We start from the raw sequence: 16,189 nt of genomic DNA, 5'->3' as shown, positions 1-16,189 counted from the left end.
CCGTAGGCCGAGTCGGCGGCCAGCCTGTGGCACCGCGATCATGCGGCTCGGGTCGCGCTGACACCCGGACGACCGGATCCGGCACGGACTACATCCGCGACCGAATCGCCTGTCAGTTCGGCGAGTTGGAGGTATCCGGCGCGGAGGTTGCGGGCCAGGTCGGCGGCGAGGCCGAGGCGGATCATGCCGCGTTCGCAGTCGACGACGATCGAGGTGATCGACTCGTTGGCAAGCAGATTCGCGGCGGCACGGGCGCGGAGCACCGGGTCGGTGCCGCCGGTGGCGCGGCCGTCGGTGAGCAGCACCAGCATCGGGCGGCGGCGGGGATCGCGGACGCGCTCGCGGTGTACTACTTCGCGCGCCTTCAAAAGTCCTGCGGCGAGGGGGGTTTTGCCGCCGGTGCGCATGTCGGACAGGCGGCGCACGGCGATATCCACCGAGGACGTCGGCGGCAGGACCAGTTCGGCTTCCTGACCGCGCACGGTGATCACCGCTACCTTGTCGCGGCGCTGATACGCATCGCGCAGCAAGGCGACCACGGCGCCGGTGACCGCCGAAAGTCGGTCCCTGGCCGCCATGGATCCGGAGGCGTCGACCACGAAGACCACCAGATTGCCTTCGCGCCCTTCGCGATACGCGCCGCGTAGATCATCGGCGGCCAACTTCAACGGCCCATCGGCGCGACCACGGGAGCGCTGGTGCGCCGCCGCGGCGAAGACGGTGCCGAGCAGATGTAGGCCAGCGGAGGTGTCGGTGCTGGAGCGAACGGTGCGGCCCTGTCTGGTCTGTGCGCGCGAACGGCGACCCGCCGCGCCCTCACCGACGCCGGGCACCTCCCAACGTGGCGGTGTCACAATGGATGTCGTGGGTGCGCCGGTGCGCCCCCCGCGCGCGGACGGCGATTGCCCGCCACCGGGCCCACCGCTCGGCGAATCCGGACCATCGTCATCGGGACCGCCCTCGGGGCCGGCACCATCCGGGCCACCGTTGCGTTCCGTATCGTCCCGATGATCACTCAGACCGGTGTCATCGGCATCGCTCGGGCGGCCGTTGGATGCCACATCGTCCCGATGGTCACTCAGGCCGGCATCGCTCCGGCTGCCAGGGCCGCCTTCTGATGCCGCATCATTCGGATGGCTGTCTGCACCATCGTCCACCGAACTCGACCGCTCCAATTCATCACGCCCACTGGACTTTTCGGCTCGCGCGGCCTCTTCCCCCGCCTCGCGCATCGCCTCGTCCAGCTGCTCTTCGCTGATCCCCGGCTCATCGAACGGATCCCGGCGACGCCGATGCGGCAGTGCCAGCTCAGCGGCGACGCGCACATCCTCCTCGGCCACCGCATCCGCCCCACGCCAAGCCGCATGCGCGGTAGCGGTTCTGGCCACCACCAGATCTGCCCGCATCCCATCGACATCGAAAGACGCGCACAGCGCGGCAATCCGCCGCAGCTCGACATTGTCGAGCGCGACAGCGGCGACCCGATCGCGGGCCGTGAGAATCCGCTCGGCCACTTCCCGATCGGCGGTGGCATAGCGCCCGGCGAATCCGGCCGGGTCCGCCTCGTAGTCGAGGCGACGGCGCACCACCGCCATGCGGACGTCCACATTCCGCGAGGCCGCGACATCGACGGTGAGCCCGAACCGGTCCAGCAGCTGCGGCCGCAGCTCCCCCTCCTCCGGATTCATGGTGCCGACCAACACGAATCGGGCGGGATGCGAATGCGAGACCCCATCGCGCTCGACGTGCACCCGCCCCATCGCCGCAGCATCGAGCAGGACGTCGACCAGGTGGTCGTGCAGCAGATTCACCTCGTCGACGTAGAGCACGCCGTGATGTGCGGCCGCCAAAAGCCCGGGCCGGAACGCCTGCTCACCATCGCGCAGCACCCGCTCCAGATCCAATGAGCCGACGACCCGATCCTCGGTGGCGCCCACGGGCAGTTCGACCAGCCGAGCGGGCCGCGCACCGGTCTCATCGACAACGGGCGGCAGCAACTGCGCGAGTGCCCGCACCACAGTCGATTTCGCGGTCCCCTTCTCCCCGCGCACCAGCACGCCCCCGATCCCGGGATGCACCGCGCACAGGATCAGCGCCAGCTGCAACCGTTCCTGCCCGACCACCGCCGAGAAAGGGAAGCCCGCATCACCGTCCGCGTCCGGACGCGAACCGGTCAGCGAAGAGGCATGCGGCGCGGTTTCCATATGGGACAGGGACACGCCCCAACTGTATTCGCGCCGGAACCACCACCCAGCAGCACCCTCCACCGGCCCGAACCGTACTGCCGCACCGCGCGCATCCGGCCCACCATCGATCGGACCCTTGCGGCGAGACCGCATACGGCGTTTCCACCTCAATGCCCCGGCGATGGCCTCACACGGTCACACCGTGTGCGAAGTAGCAACTCGAACACACGACCGGTCGAGCATGTGCACATGCGCCCGGTCGAACACGCACCGCCCGCACCAAAGCGCCACACTCGACAAGCCAACGGCCCCACCTCGGAGCCGCCTCCACATCCCCCCGGCGACCACTCAAAGGTCCCGCCTACGCGCGCTCCCCCCGGCGACCACCGCACAGGCCCGCTTCCACACATCACCGCCGCTCGAACTCTCAGCGACCAACCTCGCACACCCGCCTTCACGCACTCCCCAGCGACCACCACACAAGCCCACCTCTACACGCTCCCCGGCGACCACCGCACAAGCCCGCGTAAGCACGCTCCCAGCGATCAACCTCGCAAGCCTGCCTTCACAGGCTCCCTTCGACCACCACAACCGTCCGCCTGCACACGCGCCACCGCCGCTCGAACTCTCAGCGACCAACCTCGCGCGCCCGCCTTCACGCGCTCCTCGGCGACCACCGCACAGGCCCGCGTAAGCACGCTCCCCCAGCGATCAATTTCGCAAGCCTGGCATCCGCGGGGTTCCCCCCACGACCACCGCACAGGCCCGCATCGCGCGCTCCCAGGCCAACTGCGAGCCTGCCTCCACACTCCTAGCGACCAGCTGACATGCCCGCGTCTCTGTACTCCCCAGCGACCAATTCACGAGCCCACCAGGCGCTCCAGCGACCACCTCACGAGCCCCGCCTCCCCAGCGACCAGCTCACAAGCCCGCCACGCGCTCCCCAGCGACCCATCACACGCCCGCGTCTCCCCCGCTCCCCCAGCGACCACCTCGCACAAGCTGACACCATTGCGCGAGGCGCCCACGATCTACACGACAGCCAGCGTTCAGCCCTTGCGCATGGGCAGGTGCATAATGCCGTCTTCCTCGAACTCCTCGCCGTCGGGCTTGAACCCGAACTTGGCGTACATGTCGACGAGGTACGTCTGCGCACTCAGCCGCACCGTCGCCGACCCCGCCTCGGCGAGTGCGGCCTGCACCAGCCGGGTGGTGTATCCATGCCCGCGCGCCGGAACCGAGGTGCACACCCGCCCGATGCGGAATGATTTCACGCCGTTCTCGTGCTCCTCGAGCAAGCGGAGCGTCGAAATGATTTCACCCTCGTCATCGAGCCAGAAATGGCGTGTCTCCGGCAGCAGGTCGAGACCGTCCAGCTCCGGATACGCGCATTTCTGTTCGACGACAAAGACTTCGACGCGAAGCTTCAACAGCTGGTACAGGGTGGCGGTGTCGAGATCGAGCGCCCAGGACCGTTTGAGTGCAACCGTTGACATCATCGCGTCTTGCTATCACAACTAGGCGATCGGCGCGACCCCTACCGCTTGGGCGTGTTGGCCGACACGCCGTTCAGGTTCAGGGTTTTGGTCGACCAATCCCAGACTTCCTGGAACAGCGCCTGGTTCTCCGAGAGCTTCACGCCCAGCGAGGGCACCATTTCCTTCAGCTTGGGCGTCCAGTCGGCGTACTCACGCGGGAAGCACCGCTGCAGCACGTCGATCATGGCGCTCACACAGGTCGACGCGCCGGGAGACGCGCCGAGCAGACCCGCGATGGTGCCGTCTTCGGCGGCGATAACCGCGGTACCGAACTCGAGCACACCGCCCGCACCCTTGCGCCGGATCACCTGTACGCGCTGTCCCGCGGTGATCAGCTCCCAGTCGTGTCCGTCCGCGCGCGGCATGAACTCCGTCAGGGTGGCCACCTTGCCCGCCTCGGACTTGAGCAGCTCGCTGACCAGGTATTTGGTCAAGCCGAGCTCGGTGACGCCGACGCCGAGCAGCGAGAAGATATTGTTCGGCTTGACCGACTTGAACAGGTCGGTGTTCTTACCGTCCTTGAGGAACTTCGGCGTCCACCCGGCGTACGGACCGAACAGCAGTCCCGGCTTGCCCTTGATGATGCGAGTGTCCAAGTGCGGCACCGACATCGGCGGCGCGCCGACCGCGGCCTTGCCGTAGACCTTGGCCTCGTGCTCGGCGATCAGCTCCGGGTTGGTGCAGCGGATGAACTGGCCGCTGATCGGGAAGCCACCAAAACCCTTGGCCTCCTTGATACCCGACTTCTGCAGCAGCGGCAGCGCACCGCCACCGGCGCCGACGAAGACGAATTTGCTGATGAGCGTGCGGGTTCGGCGGGTACGCAGGTTGCGCACCGTGACCAGCCAGGAGCCGTCGGCCTGCTTGCTGAGGTCGCGAACCTCATGACCAAAGGCCAGATCGACCCCGGTGCGGCCGAGGTAGGCCAGCAGTTCGCTGGTGAGCGAACCGAAGTCGATATCGGTGCCCTCGTTGGTCCAGTTGAGCGCGATCGGATCGGAGAAGTCACGGCCCTTGGCCATCAGCGGTAGCCGCTTCGCGAATTCGTCCGGGCTGTCGATGTACTCCATGGTGGCGAACAGCGGGTGCCGCGACAGCGCCTCGTAGCGCTTGCGCAGGTAGTCCACATTGTCCGCGCCGTGCACGAAGCTGACGTGCGGGATCGGGTTGATGAACGCGCCGGGATCGCCGAGGACGCCGTTCTCCACGCCGTAGGACCAGAACTGGCGCGAAACCTGGAAGCGCTCGTTGATGTCGATGGCCTTGCTGATATCGACCGAGCCGTCCGCATTCTGCGGGCTGTAGTTGAGTTCACATAGTGCGGAGTGTCCCGTGCCCGCGTTGTTCCACGGATCGCTGCTCTCGGCGGCGGCGGCGTCGAGCCGCTCGAACAGGGAGATCGACCATTCCGGCTGCAACTGCCGAAGCAGTGCGCCGAGGGTGGCACTCATGATCCCGGCACCGATGAGTACTACATCGGTCTTTTCAGTCATGGCAGCGTTCGGCACGGGTAGATCGACTTCCTTGTCCTTCTGCGCACACCCACCCCCACGGTGGGCCTGCTGGGCACGGGCGCTATGTGGTTGTTCGCGAGTCCTGCGTGACTCGGCGGATGTAGGTTACCCGCCGTTCACCTACGCCCAATTGTGCACCTCAGCTGTTCGAAGACCGGCAACGAACTTGCCGAATGTGACATAGATTCCTTCCCGGGTTCGATCTTCGATCCGGCGCAGACGTCGCCTAGATTGGTCCTTGTGACGAACGAAGCCTCGCTCAGCGTGTCCGATATCACGGCTCCGGCCGCCGAGCGGTGGAAGCCGGATGTCCTCGGTGCAGGCTATGAGCAGCGAACCTTGCCCCTCGGTCCGGACCCCGACGGTGAAGGCGAGGCCGTGGCGACCCTGGTGCGGTACACCCCCGATACCGCTGCCGCCGCCACCGAACCCGCGGTGCTGTACCTGCACGGGTTCACCGACTACTTCTTCCAGCAGCACCTCGCCGAACACTTCGCCGAGCGTGGACATCGCTTCTACGCGCTCGATCTGCGCAAGTGCGGTCGCTCGCTGCGCGATGGCCAGACGCCGCACTACGTGACCGATCTGGCGCTCTACGACGCCGAACTGAACGAATCGCTGCGGATCGTCCAGGAAGAGGTGGGCGAGCACGTGCTGGTGGTCGCGCATTCGACCGGCGGACTGGTTGCCTCGCTCTGGCTGGATCGGCTCAACAAGGCAAGGGGCACCGCCGGGTCGGGCATCGTCGGCCTGGTCCTCAACAGCCCCTGGTTCGACCTGCAGGGCCCGTCGTACTACCGGACCATCGGCACCCCGGTGATCAAGGCGCTCGGCCGGTTCCGCTCGATGGTCGAGCTACCCGGCGGCAAGATCAGCTCCTATGGCGACAGCCTGCACCGCAGTGTCGCGGGCGAATGGGATTACAACCTGGATTGGAAGCCCTTGGCAGGGTTCCCGGTCCGACTCGGCTGGCTGCGCGCCATCCGCAATGGGCATGCCGAGCTGCAGGCGGGTCTGTCGGTCGGCGTGCCCGCCTTGATTCTGCGTTCGCGCATCACGAAATTCGCGCGCCAGTACGGTCCGGCCGTCGACGTGGCGGATGCGGTGCTCGACGTCAGGCAGATTCAACGTTGGTCGGGCTGCCTCGGTGATCGGACCAATATCGTCCCCATCGACGGCGCGCGCCACGATGTGTTCCTGTCCTCGGCCGAACCGCTGGCCAAGGCCTTCGCCGAACTCGACAGCTGGCTGGACTGGTTGGCGGTCTTCCGCAAGAAGACCGCCGATTCACCAGAGGCTGGTGCGTAGCACGATCTCGGTGGCCAATTCGTGGTCGGCCTCGGTCGCCACATTGTCGACGTCGATCTCCACGACCCGGAATTCGCCGTAGACGTAGCGACCGGAGGAGTCCGCGACCGAGCGGGCCAGATTCTTGGTGACCAGCACCGTGGCGGCCACCTCCACCGGCCGACAGTTCGGGTCCACCACCGTGCCGTCGGCGGCGGGTACCGCGGGATGGCCGCGATCGGCCACCACGAGGCTGATGAACCGGCCGAAACCACCCGCGCACACCTGCCAGGCCAGCGTCGCGCCCGCACCCCGTCCGGCGACGTTCACCCACGGGACGCCCAGCTCGTCGAGGATGGCGTGCACGCCCGCCGGATCCAGGTCCGCCACCGATTCCACCGCGATCGTGCGCAGGTCCGAGGTGTGCAAACGCGCACATACCTGGTCGTAGACGTCGACCGCATCACCGGCGTCGGGCAACAGCAGCACGCTGTGCCGAGACTCCGGGCCGTCGACCCGCACGGTCCATGCCCGGTCACCGACCGTGATCCGCCGAGATTTCATGCCGGAGTACGGTACACGCCTCAATTGAACGGAACCGCGTGTCACCTACCCCGCGCGTTCGGGACATAAACATTCCAGCGGTTTCACACGGGTGCGAAATCGCACGATCACAGCGGTGTGCTGGCAATTCCCAGACCCGAGACGATGGTGGGCAGCTCGGCCGGTGCACCGTCGGTGAGCAGGCGCTCGATATCGGCGATATCGAGATGATCTTCGATCAGGTCGGCGAGGAGGTCGAGTTGGGCCGAGCGGATCGCCGCTACCGAAGTGTCGTCGGCGACGATGAAATCGTGACGGCGCGCCTGTGCGGCGACCTCGCGCAGCCAGCCGCGGCGGAACTCATCCGACTCCAGCAGGCCGTGCAGATGCGTGCCCCAGATCGCGCCGCAGGCACTGCCCTCGGGTTCGGACGCGTTCAGCTCCAGCCAGGCCGGATCACCGCTGTGCCCGACCCGACCATGATGGATTTCGTAGCCGTGCACGGGAATTCCGGTTGCGATGCCGCGTCCGGTACTGCGCCGCAGGATCTTCGGATCGGCGAATTCGATCTCGAGATCGAGCAGCCCCAATCCCGCGACCATCCCCGCATCGGATTCGACGCGGTCCACGATGCGAGCGCCGAGCATCTGGTAGCCGCCGCAGATGCCGAGGATCGGCCGCCCCGCGGCGGCCCTGGCGCGCAGTGCGTCGGCGATTCCGGTGCGCCGCAACCATTCCAGATCCGAGACCGTCGCCTTGCTGCCCGGCAGCACCGCCAGATCGGCATCGGCCAGCCGCGACGGGTCGCTGACCCAGCGCACCGCGACACCCGGTTCGCAGGCCAGGGCTTCGATATCGGTGGAGTTGGAAATGCGCGGCAGGCGGATGGCGGCGACGGTGAGCCATTCGGCGCCGAGCGGCGGGCGGGGGCGGCCGACCGGTGCGTCGGCGACGGTGCCGAGCGAATCCTCCGCATCGATCCACAGCTCGTCCGCGTACGGGATGACGCCCAGCGTGGGGCGGCCGGTCAACTCGGTGAGCCGATCGAGTCCGGGGCGCAGCAGTTCGACATCACCGCGGAACTTGTTGATGATGAAGCCGCGGATCAGTTGCTGATCTTCGGGTTCCAGCACGGCCACCGTGCCGAACAGGTGCGCGAGCACGCCGCCGCGGTCGATATCGCCGACCACGAGCACCGGCAGTCGCGCCGCCCGCGCCAGACCCATATTCGCCAGATCGGTGGCGCGCAGATTGATTTCGGCGGGCGAACCGGCACCCTCGCAGATCACCACATCGAATTCGGCCCGCAGCGAATTCAGTTCAGCGGCAACGACTTCGCGCAGATCCTGCCGATGCCGGAAGTAGTCGCGGGCGCCGACGGTACCGATGGCCTTGCCGCGCACCACCAGTTGTGAGCGCCGGTCGCTACCGGGTTTGAGCAGTACCGGATTGAACCGCACGCTCGGCTCCAGCCCGCACGCCGCCGCCTGCAGTGCCTGCGCGCGGCCGATCTCGCCACCGTCGAGCGTGACCACCGAGTTATTGGACATGTTCTGTGCCTTGAACGGCGCGACGCGTACCCCACGCCGGGCCAGCATCCGGCAAAGTCCGGCCACCACAACGCTTTTCCCGGCGTCGGAGGTCGTTCCGGCGACCAGCAGCGCGCCCTTCGGCTCGCCGGTCACAGCAGCTCGGTGAATGTGCTCACCGCATCCCCGTTATGCGCGGCCACACTCGCAGCGGCAAGAGCGGAATTTCGGCACCCGACGCCGTGACGACACAACAGCGCACGCTTCGAACCGCGTGGCCCATCCATCACGGCAAGGTCAGGATTTCGGCGCCCGTCTCCGTCACGACCAGCGTGTGTTCGAATTGCGCGGTCCACTTGCGGTCCTTGGTGACCACGGTCCAGCCGTCGTCCCAGATCTCGTAATCGATACCGCCGAGGTTGATCATCGGCTCGATGGTGAAGGTCATACCGGGCTCGATGACCGATTCCACGGCGGGCTGGTCGTAGTGCAGGATGACCAGGCCGCTGTGGAAGGTGGGGCCGACGCCGTGGCCGGTGAAATCGCGCACCACGCCGTAGCCGAATCGGTTGGCGTAGGACTCGATCACCCGCCCGATCACGTTGAGCGCACGGCCGGGCCGAACCGCCTTGATGGCACGCATGGTCGCCTCGTGCGTGCGCTCGACCAGCAGCCGCACCTCTTCGTCGACATCACCGGCCAGGAAGGTCTTATTGGTGTCGCCGTGTACGCCATCGATATAGGCGGTGACATCGATATTGACGATGTCACCGTCCTGGATCACCGTCGAGTCCGGAATGCCGTGGCAGATCACCTCGTTCAGCGAGGTGCAGCACGACTTCGGAAAACCCTTGTACCCCAATGTCGATGGGTACGCGCCGTGATCGCACATGTACTCGTGCGCGATCCGGTCCAGCTCATCGGTGGTGACGCCGGGCGCCACCGCCCGGCCCGCCTCCTCGAGCGCCTGCGCCGCGATCTTGCCCGCGAGCCGCATCTTTTCGATGGTCTCGGCGGTCTGTACCCAGGGCTCGTGGCCCTCGTTCACGGTCTTCTTCCACGCGTACTCCGGGCGCTCGATCGAGCGTGGAACTTCACGAGTGGGTGAAAGCGTGCCGGGAACAAGTGGCTGACGGGTACGCACTGACATGGAACAAGACTATCCGCACCGACCCACCGCGCACCGTCCGTCCCCGCGCCCGACCTGGCCGCGAGCCCATGGCCATCCGATGGAATAGTTTCGGACCACGGTCCGTTTAGGCTAGTGGTTGACACAGAAACTACACAGGAACAGGACTCGAGCTGTGGAACTGGGACTCACGACTTTCGCCGAGCTGTACCCGGTCGGCGACCGACCGGCGCCCACCGCGGCCGAACGGCTGCGCGAGGTGGTGGACGAGGCCGTCGCTACCGAACGCGCCGGACTCGACGTCTATGGCGTCGGCGAACACCACCGCAAGGATTTCGCGGCATCCGCACCCGCGGTCGTGCTCGCGGCGATCGCGGCGCGCACCGAGCGCATTCGGCTGACCAGCGCGGTGAGCGTGCTGAGCTCGGATGATCCGGTACGGATGTACCAGGACTTCGCCACGCTGGACGGCCTCTCGAACGGCCGTGCCGAACTGATGGCCGGGCGTGGTTCGTTCACCGAGAGCTTTCCGCTGTTCGGCTATGACCTGAGCGACTATGACGAGCTCTTCGAGGAGAAGCTGGCATTGCTGCTGCACATTCGCGAGGACGAGCCGGTGACCTGGAACGGCAAGTTCCGCGCTCCCTTGCGCGATGCGGTGATCTATCCGCGCACGGACAGCCGGCCGCTGCCGGTCTGGATCGCGGTGGGCGGCAGCCCGGAATCCGTGGTCCGCGCCGGTTTGCTCGGCCTACCGCTGGCGATCGCGATCATCGGCGGGCAACCCGCGCGCTTCAAGCCGCTGGTCGATCTCTACCACCGCGCCCTCGAGCAGGGCGGGCACGACGAGCAACCGGTGGCGGTGCACGCGCACGGCTATATCGCCGATACCGACGAGCAGGCCGTTGCGGACTTCTATGAGCCGTACGCCGTGGCCATGAGCACCATTGGGCGCGAACGCGGTTGGGGCTCGATGACCGGCCCGCAGTTCGATGCCATGCGCTCGCAAAGCGGTTCACTGTTCGTCGGCACGCCCGACTATGTGGCCGAGAAGATCGCCGATATCCGCGACACCCTGGGGTTGGACCGCTTCATGCTGCACACCAGCGTCGGCACCCTGCCGCACGAGAAGGTGCTGCACAACATCGATCTACTCGGCACCAAAGTCGCTCCGCAGATCGGCTGACGCACCTTCACGAGGTGGTCTACTCGACCAGGACGCCCGCCGCACCGAATTCCTCGCCGGCGACGCACTCCCGCCGACGACCAGCGAGAGCTGACCGGTCCGCTCGGGCAGGTTCGCGCCCTACTTGCTGAGCTGGGCTTCGAAGGCGATGCGGTCGCCGCGGTAGAGGGAGCGGACGCGTTCGACCGGCGCGCCGTGCCGGTCGACGCTGCGCCGATGCAGCAGCAGCAGCGGCAGCGATGTGGTGCATTCGAGTAGGGCGGCCTCGCGGGGTGAGGCCAGCACCGTCTCGATTCGCTCGGTGGCGCTGCCGAGCTCTACACCGGAGGCGCGCACGGCCGCGTACAGCGAGGTGGTCGGGTCGTAGGTGCCGCGCAGGTGGCCGAAACGAGCGAGCGACATGAAGGTGCTCTCCAACCCGATGCGTTCGCCGTCCGCGAGCAGTACCCGCTCCAGGTGCATGACCGGAGTGCCGATGGTGAGCCCGAGGTCGCGGGCGGTATCGGCGTCGGCGGGCACATCGTCCCAGCCGACGAGCAGCCGCCCCGGCACCCGGCCGTAACTGATGGCGCCCTCGGTGTAGGAGCGCAGCTGCAACGGCTGCACCATCTTCGGCCGCGACACCACGGTGCCGCGGCCTTGGCGGCGGATCCGCCCCTCCACCAGCAGATCTCGCAGGGCCTGCCGGACGGTTTCGCGGGCAACCTCGAACCGAACGGCCAGATCCCGCTCCGAGGGGACCGGATCGCCCTCCTCCAGATCGGTCAACAGCTGTTCGAGTTCGGTGCGCACCAGGTAGGACTTCGGCAGCCGCGGCGCCAAATCGATACGCCCACCGCGCATTTCATCGCCATCGGCTCCCGCCGCACCTGATGTCTCCATGCCGACAGCCTACCCGGTATTGGTCTATACCAATTGTTAACCTGGCGTTCGCGCACGAAACACTCCTTGGTCTAGACCATTGCCCACTATGTACCCATGCGATTGGTCATCATCGGCGGCGGCATCCTCGGCACCGCACACGCCATGGCCGCCATCGGCCGTGGTCACGAGGTCGTGCAGCTGGAGCGCGAACCCGAGGCGCGCGGCGCGACGGTGCGCAACTTCGGCCTGGTGTGGGTGTCCGGACGTTCGGCCACCGAACTCGACTTCACCCTGCGCTCCCGGCAGCTCTGGGAGGAGATCGGCGGCAAGGTTCCCGGTGTCGGTTTCCGGCCCATCGGATCGTTGACACTGGTCAAGACGCCGAGCGAACTCGCGATCGCCGAGGCCGCCGCGGCGAGCCCGCATGCCGAGGCGCGCGGCTTCGCACTGCTCGAACCCGAACAGGTGCGCGCGATCAATCCGGCGCTGCGCGGCAAATTCCTGGCCGGACTGCACTGTTGGACCGATGCCGCCGTCGAATCCCGTCAGGCACTGCCCGCGCTGCGCGCCCATATGACGGCATCGGAGCGTTACACCTTCCACGCACGCACCGAGGCTCGCAAGGTTACCGATACCGGTTCCGGCGCAACGGTTCTCGATGATCACGGCCGCACCTTCGAGGCCGATCTGGTGCTGGTCTGCCCCGGTGCCGCCCACACCGGCCTGACCCGCGAACTCGTCGGCACCATCCCGGTCCGCCGGGTCCGGCTGCAGATGATGCAGACCGCACCGCTGGGCGAACCGCTCACCACCGCCATCGCCGACGGCGACAGCTTCCGCTACTACCCGGGTTTCGCGGGGCCGGAGTTGGACGTGCTGAACGCCGAACAGTCGCAGACCGCCATCGCCGCCGAGCACAAGATGCAACTGCTGTGCGTGCAGCGGCTACACGGTGGCCTGACCGTCGGCGACACCCACGAATACGAGGAGCCGTTCGCCTTCGACGTGGACGAGGCCCCATTCGAACACCTCACCGCCGTCACCGAGGAACTGCTCGGACGCAGACTGCCGCAGGTGGTTCGGCGCTGGGCGGGCGTCTACAGCCAGAGCATCGATCCGGCCACCATCGTGACCCGCGCCAAGGCCGATGCGCACATCTGGGTCGTCACCGGGCCGGGTGGCCGCGGTATGACCCTCGGCCCCGCGATCGGCGCGGAAACCGCCGATCTGCTCAACCTCTGAGGAGCGCTGTGTCGGATAAGAACATTGCCCTCGCCGTCCTCGATATGGCGGGCACCACGGTCGCCGACGGCGGACTGGTCCTTCGCGCCTTCGATATCGCCGCCACCAGCGCCGGTATCGAAACCGAAGGGCCGCAACGCGATAGCGCCCACCGGTACGTGCTCGACACCATGGGCCAGTCGAAGATCGCGGTCTTCCGCGCCCTACTCGGCGACGACGACCGCGCGCAGGCCGCCAACCTGGCCTTCGAGGCCGCCTATGACGCATTGATCGACGAGGTCGAGATCAGTCCGATTCCCGGTGCGGCCGATGCCATTACCGCGCTGCGGGCCGCGGGCGTCAAGGTCGCGCTCACCACCGGCTTCAGCCGCACCACCCAGGATCGACTGCTGAATGCGCTGGGCTGGCACGAGATCGCCGATCTGACGCTTGCGCCATCGGATGCCGGACGCGGCCGCCCCTATCCGGACATGGTCCTGACCGCGCTGCTGCGCCTCGACGTCGATGCCGTGGATCAGATCGCGGTACTCGGCGATACCACCAGCGATATCGCCAGCGGTCTGGCCGCCGGTGCCCGCATCGTCGCTGGCACGCTGACCGGCGCGCACAACGCGGCACAGTTGCGTGCCGCCGGAGCCACCCATGTGCTGGCCTCGGTCACCGAATTCGCGGAGCTGATCCTCGCCAGCCGAACCTGACAGCCTCCCGGCGAAAGCCGGGCCCAGAACCGGGATCCCGGCGTCGGCCGAGATGACGGAAACCCCCGCCCCTTCGATTCCACACCCACACGAACCGAAAGTTGCAGTCATCGTGCGTACTTCGAACACGCAGGGCCGTCTGGCACGCACCATCTCCCGAACCGCGCTGGCCGTCGCCGCCGTCACCACCGTCGCGCTCACCGCGGCCTGCGGCGGCACGGGCACCGACAGCGGCGACGGCAAGACCATTACCGTCTACTCCGCCGACGGCGTCGGCAGCTGGTACACCACCCAATTCGCCGAATTCAAGAAGAAGACCGGGATTTCGGTCAACCTGGTCGAGGCCGGTTCGGGTGAGGTCGTCAACCGGGTGGACAAGGAGCAGTCCAACCCGCAGGCCGATGTGCTCGTCACGCTGCCGCCGTTCATCCAGAAGGCGAAGAGTTCGGGGCTGTTGCAGGACAGCGGAATCGACACCAGCTTCGTCGCGGCGACCGATAAGGATGCCGACGGCAGGTACGTCACGCTGGCGGGCAACTACCTGTCCTTCATCGCCAATCCTTCGGTCGACACCACCAAGCTCACCTGGGACGACCTGCTGAAGCCGGAATTCAAGGGCAAACTGCAGTACTCCACGCCGGGCCAGGCCGGTGACGGCACCGCGGTGCTGATCCTGCTGCAGAACCTGCTGGGCAAGCAGGGCGCACTGGACTACCTCGCCAAACTGCAGGCCAATAATGTCGGTCCGTCCTCGTCCACCGGCAAGTTGCAGGCCAAGGTCGACAAGGGTGAGCTGGTGGTCGCCAATGGCGATGTCCAGATGAATCTGACCACGGTCAAGGACAAGGGTTCGAAGTTCACCGTCTTCTTCCCCGCCGCCGCCGACGGCAAGCGCTCCACCGTGGCCGTGCCCTATGTGATGGGACTGGCCAAGGGCGCACCGCATCAGGGCGAGGCGAAGCAGCTCATGGAGTTCCTGCTGTCGGCCGATGCACAGAAGTCGCTGCCCGACACCTTCGCGGTGCCAGCGCGCAAGGAGCTGCGTGATGTCCCAGCGACCGGTGCCGGTCCTTCGGCGAGCACGGTGCTCGAGGGCGTGGAAATCGTGAATGTCGACTGGACCAAGGTGCTTTCCGAGCTGGACGCCGATGTGTCCGCCTATCAGAAGGCGACCGGTCAGTAGCCGAATCCGCGAAAACTCAGGAGCCGCAATCATGTTCGACGGTGACGCGCATCCGACATCGGCCATCGCGACGGCCGTGGCCGGAAAAGTCACGGCCGCAACGGAACCCGCGATCGTCTTCGATCGGGTCGGAGTCCGCTACGGCCGCGGCCGCAAGACCACGGTCGCTCTGCGCGATTTCGATCTGCGCGTCACCGCCGGTGAAACGGTGGCGCTCCTCGGACCGAGCGGCTCGGGCAAGTCGACGGCACTCAAGGCGCTGGCGGGCTTTGTCCGTCCCACCTCGGGTGCAGTCCGGCTGGCCGGGCGCGATGTCACCGATCTGTCCCCCGCCAAGCGCGGTATCGGCGTTGTCGTGCAGTCATACGCCCTGTTCCCGCATATGCGGGCGTACGACAATGTGGCCTTCGGGCTGAAGGCACATCGGGTGCCGCGCAAGGAGATCGACGCACGCGTGGCCGAGGCGCTGGCGATGGTCGGCATGGCGGCCTATGCCGAGCGGCTGCCGCGCGAACTGTCCGGTGGTCAACAGCAGCGGGTGGCGATCGCCCGTGCGCTGGCGATCCGACCAAAGGTGCTGCTGCTCGACGAACCGCTGGCCGCGCTCGACGCACAGTTGCGGCAGTCGATGCTCGGTGAGCTGCAGGAGTTGCGAAAGGCATTGCCGGATACGGCGATGCTGTATGTCACCCACGATCAGGCCGAGGCGTTGGCCTTGGCGGATCGGATCGCGGTGATGCGCGATGCCCGTCTGGTCGATATCGATACCGCCGAGAATCTGTGGCGTCGCCCGCCGAGCGATTTCACGGCAGCGTTCCTCGGTGGCGCGAACCTGTTGTCCTGCACCGTGAATCGCGTATCGGGCAGCTCGGCGCTGGTCACCGCCGGCACCTTTACGCTGCGGGCCGAGGCACCGGATGTCGGGCCGGGTGGTTGGGATGTGAACGCACCCGGATTGCTGTGTGTGCGTACGCATACGGTGCAGATCGATGCCACCTCGGAGCGCAATGCGGTGCGCGGCACCGTCGTATCCAGTGTGTGGCGCGGGGCTTCGACGCGGTTGCGGCTAGCGGTCGACGGATTGACCGACGAGATCACCGCCGATGTGCCGGGGCATCTCGATACCGAGGTGGACGCGGTCGTCGGAGTACGGTTCCCGGACCCTGCGGGTGTGTTGATTCCGCCGCCGATCGGTACCGAAAGCGTCAGTGCGGCAAGGACATCGGCCACATCCGAGCCGGGCGCGCCGGAATGAGGGGCGGCGCGAATCCTGCTCGGTGTGCCGGCACC

At 66.9% G+C, this 16,189-nt stretch carries 13 protein-coding genes; 6 read left to right on the top strand and 7 right to left on the bottom strand.

Translation table 11 applies throughout. The annotated features are described in order from the left end of the window. Positions 1–38: 38 nt before the first annotated feature. The 3 genes from ACQP2D_RS11830 to mqo form a co-directional block, all read right to left on the bottom strand. Positions 39–2,204, bottom strand: a complete 2,166-nt coding sequence (locus ACQP2D_RS11830) for a VWA domain-containing protein (protein ID WP_433685618.1) — start codon at positions 2,202–2,204, stop codon at positions 39–41. Between the two features lie 1,031 nt (positions 2,205–3,235). Continuing rightward, complete coding sequence (locus tag ACQP2D_RS11825; RefSeq protein ID WP_433683754.1) at positions 3,236–3,685, bottom strand: GNAT family N-acetyltransferase; 450 nt, start codon at positions 3,683–3,685, stop codon at positions 3,236–3,238. 38 nt (positions 3,686–3,723) lie between these two features. After that, positions 3,724–5,217 (bottom strand): malate dehydrogenase (quinone), encoded by a 1,494-nt coding sequence (gene mqo / locus ACQP2D_RS11820; protein WP_433683753.1) that lies wholly within the window; start codon positions 5,215–5,217, stop codon positions 3,724–3,726. Between the two features lie 261 nt (positions 5,218–5,478). On the opposite strand from mqo, the gene ACQP2D_RS11815 reads away from it, so the two are divergent. Next, complete coding sequence (locus tag ACQP2D_RS11815; RefSeq protein ID WP_433683752.1) at positions 5,479–6,546, top strand: alpha/beta hydrolase; 1,068 nt, start codon at positions 5,479–5,481, stop codon at positions 6,544–6,546. On the opposite strand, the gene ACQP2D_RS11810 is transcribed toward ACQP2D_RS11815, so the two are convergent. From ACQP2D_RS11810 to map, 3 genes are all read right to left on the bottom strand, one after another. Beyond that, positions 6,526–7,089 carry an alpha/beta hydrolase gene (locus ACQP2D_RS11810; RefSeq protein ID WP_433683751.1) on the bottom strand — a complete coding sequence of 188 codons (564 nt, stop codon included), beginning with the start codon at positions 7,087–7,089 and terminating at the stop codon, positions 6,526–6,528. The two genes, ACQP2D_RS11815 and ACQP2D_RS11810, sit on opposite strands and share 21 nt — an antisense overlap. A 107-nt stretch (positions 7,090–7,196) precedes the next feature. Next, the gene (locus tag ACQP2D_RS11805; protein WP_433683750.1) at positions 7,197–8,753 is read right to left on the bottom strand and encodes a cobyric acid synthase; all 1,557 of its coding nucleotides are present in this window, start codon (positions 8,751–8,753) and stop codon (positions 7,197–7,199) included. 130 nt (positions 8,754–8,883) lie between these two features. Next, positions 8,884–9,747, bottom strand: coding sequence for a type I methionyl aminopeptidase (map, locus tag ACQP2D_RS11800; protein WP_433683749.1), 864 nt, complete (start codon positions 9,745–9,747; stop codon positions 8,884–8,886). Positions 9,748–9,901: 154 nt separating this feature from the next. Between map and ACQP2D_RS11795 the strand changes: the two genes are divergently transcribed. Next, positions 9,902–10,912 (top strand): LLM class flavin-dependent oxidoreductase, encoded by a 1,011-nt coding sequence (locus ACQP2D_RS11795; protein ID WP_433683748.1) that lies wholly within the window; start codon positions 9,902–9,904, stop codon positions 10,910–10,912. A 120-nt stretch (positions 10,913–11,032) separates the two neighbouring features. Here the strand turns inward: ACQP2D_RS11795 and ACQP2D_RS11790 are convergent, their stop codons facing one another. Beyond that, a complete protein-coding gene (locus ACQP2D_RS11790; RefSeq protein ID WP_433685617.1) occupies positions 11,033–11,755 on the bottom strand; it encodes a GntR family transcriptional regulator in 723 nt (240 codons plus the stop codon). 135 nt (positions 11,756–11,890) lie between these two features. Here ACQP2D_RS11790 and ACQP2D_RS11785 point away from each other — a divergent pair, with 135 nt between their 5' ends. From ACQP2D_RS11785 to ACQP2D_RS11770, 4 genes are all read left to right on the top strand, one after another. After that, complete coding sequence (locus ACQP2D_RS11785) at positions 11,891–13,018, top strand: TIGR03364 family FAD-dependent oxidoreductase (RefSeq protein WP_433683747.1); 1,128 nt, start codon at positions 11,891–11,893, stop codon at positions 13,016–13,018. A gap of 8 nt (positions 13,019–13,026) precedes the next feature. Beyond that, on the top strand, positions 13,027–13,716 hold the full coding sequence (locus ACQP2D_RS11780; protein ID WP_433683746.1) for a phosphonatase-like hydrolase: 690 nt from the start codon (positions 13,027–13,029) through the stop codon (positions 13,714–13,716). 112 nt (positions 13,717–13,828) lie between these two features. Beyond that, entirely contained in the window at positions 13,829–14,899 is a 1,071-nt protein-coding gene (locus ACQP2D_RS11775; RefSeq protein ID WP_433683745.1) for a 2-aminoethylphosphonate ABC transporter substrate-binding protein, read from the top strand. 31 nt (positions 14,900–14,930) lie between these two features. Then, entirely contained in the window at positions 14,931–16,154 is a 1,224-nt protein-coding gene (locus tag ACQP2D_RS11770) for an ABC transporter ATP-binding protein (RefSeq protein ID WP_433683744.1), read from the top strand. Positions 16,155–16,189: the final 35 nt, after the last annotated feature.

Origin of the sequence: Nocardia sp. CA-119907 (assembly GCF_050955995.1) — a bacterium.
In the GTDB taxonomy this organism is placed as follows: Bacteria; Actinomycetota; Actinomycetes; order Mycobacteriales; family Mycobacteriaceae; genus Nocardia.
The sequence above is the reverse complement of the archived record's forward strand: the minus strand, read 5'-3'. Positions and strand labels throughout refer to the sequence as shown.

Excerpts from the sequence above, each read along its gene's own strand:
- mqo (WP_433683753.1), bottom strand. The coding sequence starts at position 5,217 with ATGACTGAAAAGACCGATGTAGTACTCATCGGTGCCGGGATCATGAGT.
- ACQP2D_RS11770 (WP_433683744.1), top strand. The coding sequence starts at position 14,931 with ATGTTCGACGGTGACGCGCATCCGACATCGGCCATCGCGACGGCCGTG.
- ACQP2D_RS11785 (WP_433683747.1), top strand. The coding sequence starts at position 11,891 with ATGCGATTGGTCATCATCGGCGGCGGCATCCTCGGCACCGCACACGCC.
- map (WP_433683749.1), bottom strand. The coding sequence starts at position 9,747 with ATGTCAGTGCGTACCCGTCAGCCACTTGTTCCCGGCACGCTTTCACCC.
- ACQP2D_RS11810 (WP_433683751.1), bottom strand. The coding sequence starts at position 7,089 with ATGAAATCTCGGCGGATCACGGTCGGTGACCGGGCATGGACCGTGCGG.
- ACQP2D_RS11830 (WP_433685618.1), bottom strand. The coding sequence starts at position 2,204 with ATGGAAACCGCGCCGCATGCCTCTTCGCTGACCGGTTCGCGTCCGGAC.
- ACQP2D_RS11825 (WP_433683754.1), bottom strand. The coding sequence starts at position 3,685 with ATGATGTCAACGGTTGCACTCAAACGGTCCTGGGCGCTCGATCTCGAC.
- ACQP2D_RS11790 (WP_433685617.1), bottom strand. The coding sequence starts at position 11,755 with ATGCGCGGTGGGCGTATCGATTTGGCGCCGCGGCTGCCGAAGTCCTAC.